Here is a 10,328-nt window from a genome sequence, read left to right on the forward strand (position 1 = left end):
CCGTTATGCCCTGTGCCTGTTTCATACCCTCTATGAGCCTTTCAAAGCGTTCCTGTGCCTGTCTGTTGATGTCGGCAAGGTAGGCGTTTAGCCTGCCGCTTGTAAGAAGATTGGTGTATGTAACTTTACGGTACTGTTTTAGATAATCTAAATGCCGTTGCCCCCAGATGCCTATTGCCTGTTCTTCTTCGGCGGGTACAGTTAAGCACGGTATCAAATAATCCCCTTGCCTTTCGTATTTGCCGCCCAGTTCCTCAAATAATGATTTTGCCATTGTCTGTTACCTCCACATTCTTTTTTATTTTGAATGTCCGCAAAATCCGTCCTACATCATTCGGGAGTATCATTATCAATTCGCTGCTTTGCCAAGAAAGCCATTGCCGCAGCAATGTTTCAATGCAAACCTCTGTTTCTGTTCATCCTCGGACCGATTGTCCTTGAACTTATCCGGAATCCTATCTGGCAGGACTCCGGCGGACTGGCAAGCTCATTTAATTTTCAAAGTGCTAATCCGGCTTTTTGATTCAAATTTTTGATCTGTAGCCTTCTCAACTTCTAAATACAAAAAAGTTTGGGAAAGTTTAGGGAGAAATGAAAAAAGATTTAAAAAATAAAAACGCCAGCGGAAATAACTCCACTGACGCCTTACAAATACTATTGATTTTTGACTTCATATTCATTATTGAGCTTGTTGTTAACTGATAATTCAAGTATAATAAACTCTATACGAGAAATACACGTCCTGCATGAGGACTTAAATATTGATAATCCTCATGTTTGGCGATATACGGGGAGGAAATTCTCATGGGTAAACAATCCACCAGGGAAAACAAGACAATTTACCAGCTTTGCCGAGAAGCGGCAGGCCTTACAAGAGCAGAGGCCAGTGAAAAAATGGATGCTGTCTCTGATTCAAAAATTGAAAAATTTGAATATGAAACACAAGAACCTACGCCTTATGATATCCTCCAGATGGCAGATGCCTATAAAAGACCAGATCTTTGCAATTATTATTGTTCTCACAAATGTGAAATCGGTCATCGTTATGTTCCAGAAGTTGAAGTGACCGATCTGTCAAATATCATTTTGGAGACAATTGCCAGTCTAAATGAAATCAATCCTCTTACCGGTCGTCTGATCCAGATTGCCCGTGACGGTAAGATCAGCGATGATGAAATGAAAGATTTTGCTTATATCAGTAAAAAACTTGATGAAATTTCTTTAGCCATAGACTCTTTGAATCTTTGGGTAGATAAGACAGCCGGAGAACAGGGGCTTAATCTTGAACTCTTAAACGCCGAAAAAGAAAAATTAAAATAAGCCATTACGTGACGAAAGGCAATGAACCATTTCTGATTCATTGCCTTTTTCTTTACATACGCTGTAATTGATTGATGATACTTTCTGTTTTCTCCTCCTGATCCATTATGAACGTGATGTCACCAATGCTATAATGCCACCGATGATCAATAATGGAAATGCAATGTACATCAGTCCACCTACAACCATGCCAATCAATATCACCGGGAAGAAAATAACTGTGCAAAGTAGTTTCATAATTCCCCAGGATGCTTTTAATCCAAATATAAAAAATTTTCCAACAAACCAAATCATACAAATTGTAAATAATAACGATAACATTTTATTACTCCTTCTGAAACTCATTTTGATATGTGTCTTTCATTTTTTCTGTTCTTTTTCTGATAAATATTCAGATGTGTTCTTTATACCAATCTTATTACTAAATGCCGGATTTTTCTCCATCTTTTCTATTATCCGGATTAATCGAATTCTCTGTGCCGCTTCCATCTGATCACCCCATTTATATTCTGTTTTTTTGTTGATATTGTCACTATAACAAATTTATTTTTCATAATACACATCCATCATGAGGAATTGCATCTTTATATTTCTCGAATTTTGAGAATTCTGTCTTTATATTTCTCTGCACGAATTGTTTTCTATCTATGCTGACTCTTTTATAATAAGCATATCCGAGCAACATCATAGATTATTATTAAAAGGGAGATTATGCTATGCGAATTGAAAACTTACAAAATGAAAACAGAAAATATGCGAAAAGTATCGGGAACTTCCATGTACTTGAATATGTACAGGATGCCAGCGTTTCACCTATGAATGCAATGAATGAGTATTTCATGAGTAAAATGAATGTCAGAAGAAGACAGGTTGTTATTGATATTGATAAAGACCATTCTGCTATTATCCAGGCCGGTGCCATGCAGTGGATGGGTGGTAATGTACAAGCCACATCTGGGGTAAAAGGTATCGGAGATTTCCTTGGAAAGGCACTCAAGGGTGCGGTCACCAAAGAAACCGCGGTTAAACCGGAATATGTTGGCGAAGGCTGTCTGGTACTGGAACCAACATATAAATACATTATTCTTGCAGATGTTGGCAAGTGGGGATCAGCCGGAATGACAATTGAAGATGGCATGTTCCTGGCTTGTGATGCAAATGTAAAAAGTAAAGTTGTAGCCAGAAAGAACCTTTCATCAGCCGTACTAGGTGGCGAAGGTCTGTTTAATCTGAGTTTGCAGGGAAATGGTGTAGCTGCACTGGAATCTAATGTTCCTGAAGATGAATTGATTGAAGTCATATTGGAAAATGATGAACTGAAAATTGATGGAAATCTTGCTGTATGCTGGTCATCAAATCTTGAATTCACCGTAGAAAGATCTACAAAAACACTTGTAGGATCTGCAGTTAGCGGAGAGGGCCTGGTAAATGTTTATCGTGGAACAGGACGAGTACTGATGTGTCCGGTCGCGCCGACAACTTCCTTGTCTGAGTCCACCAACACCATGGCAGCTAAAGCTGCAGCTAAATCCAGCAATACATTTGGAAAGTAAGCGTAAAACACATTCTCTCGTAACCAACAAACGCCGGTATAGGATTATAAAAATCCTGTATCGGCGTTATATGCCATACAGTGAGTACATTGATTCCCCCATATCGGCTTTCCGTTTTCAAATACAATGTTATTCATCGGGCAGTTTTTGACACATTGACCGCATGCATCCTGCAAAAATCCATGCCAGTCCGCCCAGTAATCCTCCAAATATAAACCAAAGGATATTACCTATAGTTCTCATGACAACATCTCCTCCTTGTCCAATGTCTAATATTCTTTTGCAATTTCCTCTGCTATCTCATATATCGCTTTGAATTTTTCTAAGTCCTCCGGCGATCTGATCAGCATGATTTCTTCGATTTTTCCGGTCCGTATGTCTTTGAACCCTGCTACTTCTTCTCCGGTACAAATGCTTGCACGAATTACTGGTTTCATATGTTCTCGGTCATATGTTTTTTTCACGATTTTCTTTTTGAATATTCCCATGCTTCATCCTCCGAATAATTACAGTAACAAGATCAACTATTCAATTCCTGGAACATTTTTCTGCATCAATTGCTAGTACAAACATCAACGCATCCAACGCATTTCCTGGATTCTGTACATCAATGACATATGTATCAGTCATATGAAACAGTTCTTTATTGACCCGTGCAATTAAATATCCACTTCGATCAAGAATGCTATAGTCCCATTCCATAATGGTTCCATCAATATGCCATCCATTGTAATCAATATTATAATGTGGCGTCAGGAATGAGAATTCTTTGCTCAGGCATCCTATATAACTGCCGTTTTTATAAATCTCGAATTTAGGAAGGAAGGTAAGAACTTTCTGAACAACCATTCCTACTTCATTTCCATAGGCATCATAAATTACAAGCTTATGTCCCCAGGACAACTGGCCTTTTACTACATAAACAGTGTTGCCTGCTTCATCATAGATATCATAGCTGTCAAACCATGAAAACAGCCTTTGTTTAAATAATAGCTTCATAACTTTTCACCGCTCTCTCCAACAGATATAATTGGTTCTTTACACTTCTTCGATATTGGCTACATGGATTTTCCATCAGGTTGTGTATGGTTTTCTCGATTTTCAACAGCTTAAATAGAATATCCCATATCGTAGGCTTTTTGGAAAACACTTTGATTCTTGACCAATCCAGCATCCATCACGTTTGCTGCATATATTTTTCCTGCAATCCTGTATTCTTCCAGATGCTCTACAAAACCATTCAGATCACCAAGTGAGCTTGAAATAATCAATATATTTTTCATTACTTTTTCTCTCTATTCGCTTTTTAATTCAAATAACTTTAAGTTGCCTCTCATAAAACCTTCGAGAGGAATTCTTCTAGTAAACTATTTATCATCTCCGGTTTATCTGTATTAGAATTATGACCGGCTCCTTCAATCCACTTTAAAGGAATTTTCGTTTTCCGATGCCATGCTCTGTTATACCGAATACATGAACCGGCATGATCCTTTGTACCACATATCAACAGGGAAGGGCATTTAATTTCATATGGCAGCTCCTTTTCCATCGCCTCTGCCAGAATACGAAATCCATGCCCTGCAATTTGTGCATAACGATGCTGATCCCCATCATAGACCAACATCATTTCCTTCATCAGGTTTCTGCCATAATTAGAAGTTGCAACTCCCTCAGTTCCGGATTTCAAAAGCAACTTCCATGGGTAATGTGCATATATTGGTTCCATTCTTTTCAGAAGCCAGATTTCCACTGATGTCACATAGTTTCTCTGCAACGGTGCCGAATCAATGGAGATAAAGCCTGCCAGCCGGTCGGGATACAATTGTGCATAAGCCTGTCCCACATATCCTCCCATTGATTGGCCGATTATAATCGGTTTTCTGATTTCTTCTTTTTCAAGAATCCCATTCAGCCATTTTGCCTTATCAAACAAGTCAAAATCAAACCGAAATGGCCAGGAAGATGCATGAGCCGGTGCATCCCATACAATAATATTATATTTTTTCACGAAGTGCTCAACCTGTTTATCAAACAGTCTATGGTCAGCAGTCAGCCCCGGAAGAAATACAAGCGTCGTTGTATCCAACCTCAGAATACTTGACCAATAATGAATCGTTCCACAAGGAGTTTGATATGTACTTTCTTTCAACAAATTTACCTCCACAATTTCCTTGCATTATTATTTCCCGTAGTTCTCCTCCCAATAATCATACGCATCATCATATCCGCCATCATAATTTCCTCCACCAAATTCCTCTGCCCAGTCATCAGCGAAATCATCCGGGTCATCATAATTATAAACATCATAAGAATCGTTTCTTCTGGATGAATAAGAATTACTGTATGTATTTACTCTTCTTGCCGGAAGAATAACTTCTTTGGGATTTACTGGAATAGCTGTTGCTCGTACTGTTACGTCCCGGTTCGTCACAGTAAAGATCCACTACCTTCAATGTAATTATGATTATCAGTTCAACACTAATGATTACTGTCGCTATGATTTTAAAAGTCTTTGAATAAAAAAATCCGGCAGCCACATATCTCTTCTCTTTTATCTCTTTTATCTCTTTTTTCTGATTTATCTAATTCTGATGTTACCAGTTTACATCAAATAGCAGTGCATAAATCCGCACAACCAACGGATTTACCAGAACTAATAATTCTAAAGCATACTTCGTTTTACCGTCTTATTCAGTTGTCGCAAATTTACGACAACTGAATCATCTATTTCTTCTACAATTCCAATTTCACGACATCATTTCTAATACAGATTTTACCGTACTTTTTAATCTCAGTCCATCCTTTATACCCAGGCGATAGAAAAACTCTTCTGTTTCTGCTCCGCTGGCAAATATTTCATCACAGTACTCCGTAGGCACTTTCTCTTGTTCCGGAGACAGTGTTTCCAAAAGTTTCTGGTATTCCTTCTCGATATTTTCATTAAATGACTGTGTGTCTTGATTTGATTTCCATTCAGAATTGATACACCGGAATTCCTTTTTCTTCAAAAGGTTATAAATAGTAGGTCTGCTGACTCCTAAGATTTCCTGTAACTCCTGAACTGTATAACATCTTTTCTCTGACATTTCTTTATCCTCTTTTCTTTGAAATATGAAAGAAAAATTATCCCTTCATATAACGAAACGCTCAGAGCATGTTTTACAGTGGTCAAAAGCAATCTTTTTGAAATTTCTGCATTTTACTTGAAATTCAGTAAAGAATCGGGTTGCCTTTACATAGTTTCCACTTTCAAAAAATAAAAAAATTTGTGTTTTTGAAAGCGACATCTTTCATATACTTTTAGCAGACGGTATACTAAGTACAACGAAGCGGTTTCGAAAAATGAAAAAAGAAATACCTTGAAAGCTCTGAAAAGTTCTATTTGTGTGACAGCGGTATTCGATATTCAATACTGGGAAGCAGAAATATGGATTATGGCAGAGTATATGAAAACATCGTTTGCATCGAGCTTCTTCGCCGTGGATACGATGTTTATGTCGGCAAGCTCTATCAAAAGAAAATCGACTTTGTGGCTCAGAGAGGTAGCGAGAAGTTTTATCTTCAGGTCAGCAACAACATTTCCGGGCAGGAAACATTTGAGAGAGAATGTTCTCCTCTGCTTCAGATTCGAGATGCTTATCCGAAAATGATTATTGCCAGAACCAAACATCCCCTAAAAAATATTGTTGTAAATAGAAAAATCCTGCTCATATTCATATATTGAACAGGATTCAGATGAACTGCTTATCATCAATGCAAACTGGGGTTTTCTCAGTTAAATTCCACGTTATCGACACTTTACAAATCATTTCATCTTTAACTGCTCAAAATGATAACGCGGCTTTCCTATGCTCTTTTTGCCATACTCTATTGCTTCTGTGGGGCAATAACAAATACATGCCATACAGTGAGTACATTGATTCCCCCATATCGGCTTTCCGTTTTCAAGTGCAATGTTATTCTTTGGGCAGTTTTTAACACATTGACCGCATCCGATACAAGTATCATCTGTCTGAAATGCAGTAGCCTTCACGAAGAACTGATAAAAAACCGGATTTACCGGACCACTCGTAAAACGGTCGTAGAGATTGTTTCGTGGTACAGGGAAAGGTTGCTCTGTCTTAATACAGGCAATGGTATCCTCAATAGTAGGCTCAGCATTTTTTACAATTTTTCTTGCTTCCTCTGCCTGGGGTGCATCGAACATGGCAATATAGTTTTCCGGCATAAGAATTTGAGATGTACCCATATAACATAAGTGCTTTTGCTCAGCAAGACTACGGTTATATTTTGACGCATTGCCAATTTCACTGCCGCAGTTCATAACAAACCAAATACGTTTTGCAGAAAGCAATTTCGTTTTGGAAAGCCAATTCGACACAATTCGGGGAATACGCCACGCATAGGTCGGAGTTACAACGACTACATTCTCACCTGTTTTTATTGGCGAATAATCTACTGCCTTGATTTTCGCATTCACATCTACAATCTCGTCCTGCAATTCAACTGCAATTTTTTTCGCTATATAACGGCTGTTGCCGGTTCCTGAAAAGCACAAAATCATAATAAAATCACCTCCACGACTTCCGATTGAGATTTCACCTGTTTTAAGAGATTTAATAACTGTTATATTTTGTTATTAAATTCTCTGTAAACCCTTGAAAACACCGGATTTGTCGCAGGTGAGCTTTCCCTTATTGTTTCCCTTGTGTTATATCGTCCCGCCAGTGTTTACGAACTCTGATAAGGGAAAATACAAGGGTAAAAAATCTGATAACACATTATAACACAAAATAAAAGTGACATGGTGAACTGATTGAAATGCTTCTTAATTTTTACAATTAATGATTGATTGAATAATAAGGAAATGGGATACGGATTTTCCACATCGACGAATACCAGTAATTACCTTAATCAATCCATTATTCTTTCTTTTTATCAATTTATCCAAATAAAAATCTCTGTGAATCTCCATCTTAAAGCCTCACTATAAAAGATTTTTGCAACATGTTGCATTTTTCTATTCTAGCATATCCGGATGGACTTCAAAAATCAATATATCAGCTGGACATTGAAATAGATTTTTGTAACTTGTTGCGTATTTCTATTCCACAATCATATTATATTCTTTAGAAGCAGTGTTTATCCCGCATTTTAATCGTGTTTTTCATTGCTTCATCGTCTTCGTCAGTAAATTAAGCAATGCCCGCAGAACCAAACATCCCCTATATAGCTATGAAGAAATCGAAATTCACGATATAGCCGATTGGTTACTACAAGAATAAGCAGGGCGAAATATCTCCGTCATTCTCTTTTGAAATGATGGAGATATTTTTATTATGACGGAGATTGTAGAACATCGTAACATTAGATTTCTGCATTTTTTCCTGAAATTAATTAAATTCTTGACAAGTATCCAAGATGATCTCTTCTGATTCTCGGAATCTGTTGTGATTATTCCCGTTCTTCTCATCTAAGCTAAAAGATTCTTTACTTTATAGTGCTATTTTTTTCCATTTTCTAATCTTAGTTCTAAATGTTCCGAATGGGGCAACTGTGTTAACATGTATGAACTTGTATACTTCCCAGACAGCTGTTTTAGTTGCTTCGTCAGCCCATTTTCTCATATGTGGTTTGAATAATTCTTCCTCACTTAGCGAATCTATCATCGCATAAATAGAATGCACATTCTCATTCAATATATCTTTCAACTCTTGTATCGACAGATGAGCGTATATATCTGTAAACCATTGATATAATTCACCAAGCTGATTCCACTTAAAATCATCTGAAGGAGTTTTGACATCAATCCCCTTTCTTTCGTCTGCTTCCCATTTAAGAACGAGAGTTGTCCAGCCAACCTGGTAAGCAAGATTTTCTGCTGGAGTTCGATCAACACCATCAACCCTTTTGTCTTTTAAGGATTCTGGAATATCATTAAATTCCGAAATATACTTTGCAAAGCTTTTATTTATTTCGTTTTTAAGTTCGTCTTTATTCTCGTATGCTCTCAATAGTCTATCTCCTTCTTATTCCGATTTCCGTTTCCATAGCATGGTGTACTCTTTTTCATCAGTGGTTTCATCAAAACCTTCACATTGAATAATGAACCCTTCTCTTTGGTAAAAAGAAATTGCTCTGGCATTCTTCTGGTATACATTTAATTGTAATCTAACTTTTTTATCCTTAATATAATCCAATAAAAGCTTACCTATGCCGCACGACTGCATTTCATCAGAAACAAAAATACCTTCGATATATTCATCATTTAGTCCTACAAATCCTTGAATCACTTTATCATCTTCATACACATAGACTTCGGATTGTGACATCATTTCTTTCACTAATTCATAATTACTTTTCCAGTATTGATCGGAAATAAAACAATGTGCTTTCAGATTTGTCTTTAACCATATGTCAGCAACTCTATCGATATCTCCGTTCAGCATCTTTCTAATCATAACAAATATTCTCCACAACTACATCCTCTATGCTTTTCTCTTTTTTTCATTCTATCACAAGCTCACCATTAATCATCAATTTTTTGATATTTTTTCTTTTCCCCCACTGTAAAACAGCCTCTGAGCGTTTCGTTATATAGAGGGGTACAAATAAGAGCAAGATCCACCCAGGTTTAACGGTATTGCCATTTGGCCTCCCGTCAACCTATGGGTTTTATCTTGATGGGGATCTCCCATACCCTCTCAATAACAGACGTTTTGTTACAGTACAACTGACAGATGTCGAACTCAATTTGCTGGATCAAGGAGCTGCTTGTTTTTCAATCTCACGTTCTGAATATCTAAGAAAACTTCTGCTTGAGAAGCAAATCAATCATAGATCCTATTGCTCCGGCTGAAAGAAAAATCACTCAGAAAGAGTATATGACACAGAAATACGGCCAGCAAAAACTGGATGAGATCAATCAGAAAATTATCGAAGCTGGTCTCAAACCAACATCCACTGTATTCCTAACACAGAAAGAATATTTGCGAAATGCGATTGATGAATGCGCTGCCACATCCAATAGTTTTGATGAATTCCAATCCAAACTTCTGGAACAATTTCAGATTTCTGTGATTGAGCATCGTGGCAGATACAGCTATCTTCATCCTAGGTGAGGCCACTGGTGCAATTAATATCGACAATACATATGAACTTGCTTCTTCACATCACAATGATTTCAAAGATCTCCGCGCTGATGAGGATATTGTTATCAATCAGGAATGGATCCTTAACAAACTTTCTGAAAACGAAAATGAATAATATATTTGGTGGCTACACCCCCAAGCCCCTGTAGAATCAATAATGCCGGCACTGGATACCAAAATCCCGCACCGGCGTTATTAATTGTAATTCTTTTTTCTAGTCAAATAAACAGCTTATTTGCCCTACAAACTTGAATTTTCAAATTAGTCTTTGCAAATAACCTTTGAACCTTCACCATCAATTACA

At 37.3% G+C, this 10,328-nt stretch carries 14 protein-coding genes and 1 pseudogene; 4 read left to right on the top strand and 11 right to left on the bottom strand.

Translation table 11 applies throughout. The features are described from left to right. Positions 1–274 (bottom strand): TnpV protein (locus DWX61_RS18595; RefSeq protein WP_118626677.1); only part of this gene is annotated, 274 nt, incomplete at its 3' end. A gap of 530 nt (positions 275–804) precedes the next feature. Between DWX61_RS18595 and DWX61_RS18600 the strand changes: the two genes are divergently transcribed. Beyond that, complete coding sequence (locus DWX61_RS18600) at positions 805–1,320, top strand: helix-turn-helix domain-containing protein (RefSeq protein WP_015541512.1); 516 nt, start codon at positions 805–807, stop codon at positions 1,318–1,320. A gap of 105 nt (positions 1,321–1,425) precedes the next feature. Here the strand turns inward: DWX61_RS18600 and DWX61_RS18605 are convergent, their stop codons facing one another. Further along, complete coding sequence (locus tag DWX61_RS18605; protein ID WP_118515724.1) at positions 1,426–1,641, bottom strand: hypothetical protein; 216 nt, start codon at positions 1,639–1,641, stop codon at positions 1,426–1,428. 395 nt (positions 1,642–2,036) lie between these two features. Between DWX61_RS18605 and DWX61_RS18610 the strand changes: the two genes are divergently transcribed. Continuing rightward, positions 2,037–2,873 carry an AIM24 family protein gene (locus DWX61_RS18610; RefSeq protein ID WP_118626665.1) on the top strand — a complete coding sequence of 279 codons (837 nt, stop codon included), beginning with the start codon at positions 2,037–2,039 and terminating at the stop codon, positions 2,871–2,873. 269 nt (positions 2,874–3,142) lie between these two features. Here the strand turns inward: DWX61_RS18610 and DWX61_RS18615 are convergent, their stop codons facing one another. The 6 genes from DWX61_RS18615 to DWX61_RS19660 all read right to left on the bottom strand — a co-directional run bounded on the left by DWX61_RS18615 (position 3,143) and on the right by DWX61_RS19660 (position 5,959). Continuing rightward, on the bottom strand, positions 3,143–3,361 hold the full coding sequence (locus tag DWX61_RS18615) for an aspartate dehydrogenase (protein WP_118515720.1): 219 nt from the start codon (positions 3,359–3,361) through the stop codon (positions 3,143–3,145). A 40-nt stretch (positions 3,362–3,401) separates the two neighbouring features. Further along, positions 3,402–3,872, bottom strand: a complete 471-nt coding sequence (locus DWX61_RS18620; protein WP_118626667.1) for an LURP-one-related/scramblase family protein — start codon at positions 3,870–3,872, stop codon at positions 3,402–3,404. Between the two features lie 110 nt (positions 3,873–3,982). Next, entirely contained in the window at positions 3,983–4,156 is a 174-nt protein-coding gene (locus DWX61_RS18625) for a hypothetical protein (protein WP_182466244.1), read from the bottom strand. 50 nt (positions 4,157–4,206) lie between these two features. Beyond that, a complete protein-coding gene (locus DWX61_RS18630; protein ID WP_118626669.1) occupies positions 4,207–5,022 on the bottom strand; it encodes an alpha/beta fold hydrolase in 816 nt (271 codons plus the stop codon). 30 nt (positions 5,023–5,052) lie between these two features. Then, entirely contained in the window at positions 5,053–5,304 is a 252-nt protein-coding gene (locus DWX61_RS18635; protein ID WP_227752348.1) for a hypothetical protein, read from the bottom strand. Between the two features lie 316 nt (positions 5,305–5,620). Then, entirely contained in the window at positions 5,621–5,959 is a 339-nt protein-coding gene (locus DWX61_RS19660; RefSeq protein WP_118626671.1) for a helix-turn-helix transcriptional regulator, read from the bottom strand. A gap of 263 nt (positions 5,960–6,222) precedes the next feature. On the opposite strand from DWX61_RS19660, the pseudogene DWX61_RS18645 reads away from it, so the two are divergent. Beyond that, positions 6,223–6,597 (top strand): annotated as a pseudogene (locus DWX61_RS18645) (hypothetical protein); the annotation flags it as partial. An 81-nt stretch (positions 6,598–6,678) separates the two neighbouring features. Here DWX61_RS18645 and DWX61_RS18650 read toward each other — a convergent pair. From DWX61_RS18650 to DWX61_RS18665, 3 genes are all read right to left on the bottom strand, one after another. Further along, entirely contained in the window at positions 6,679–7,437 is a 759-nt protein-coding gene (locus DWX61_RS18650) for an EFR1 family ferrodoxin (protein WP_118626673.1), read from the bottom strand. Positions 7,438–8,368: 931 nt separating this feature from the next. Beyond that, entirely contained in the window at positions 8,369–8,887 is a 519-nt protein-coding gene (locus DWX61_RS18660) for a ClbS/DfsB family four-helix bundle protein (protein ID WP_118420155.1), read from the bottom strand. Between the two features lie 15 nt (positions 8,888–8,902). After that, positions 8,903–9,334 carry a GNAT family N-acetyltransferase gene (locus tag DWX61_RS18665; RefSeq protein ID WP_118037313.1) on the bottom strand — a complete coding sequence of 144 codons (432 nt, stop codon included), beginning with the start codon at positions 9,332–9,334 and terminating at the stop codon, positions 8,903–8,905. Between the two features lie 357 nt (positions 9,335–9,691). On the opposite strand from DWX61_RS18665, the gene DWX61_RS18675 reads away from it, so the two are divergent. Next, positions 9,692–9,994, top strand: a complete 303-nt coding sequence (locus DWX61_RS18675; protein ID WP_270614659.1) for a hypothetical protein — start codon at positions 9,692–9,694, stop codon at positions 9,992–9,994. The last annotated feature ends 334 nt before the right edge of the window (positions 9,995–10,328 follow it).

Source organism: Ruminococcus sp. AF20-12LB, from assembly GCF_003478985.1.
Lineage (GTDB): Bacteria > Bacillota > Clostridia > Lachnospirales > Lachnospiraceae > Blautia_A.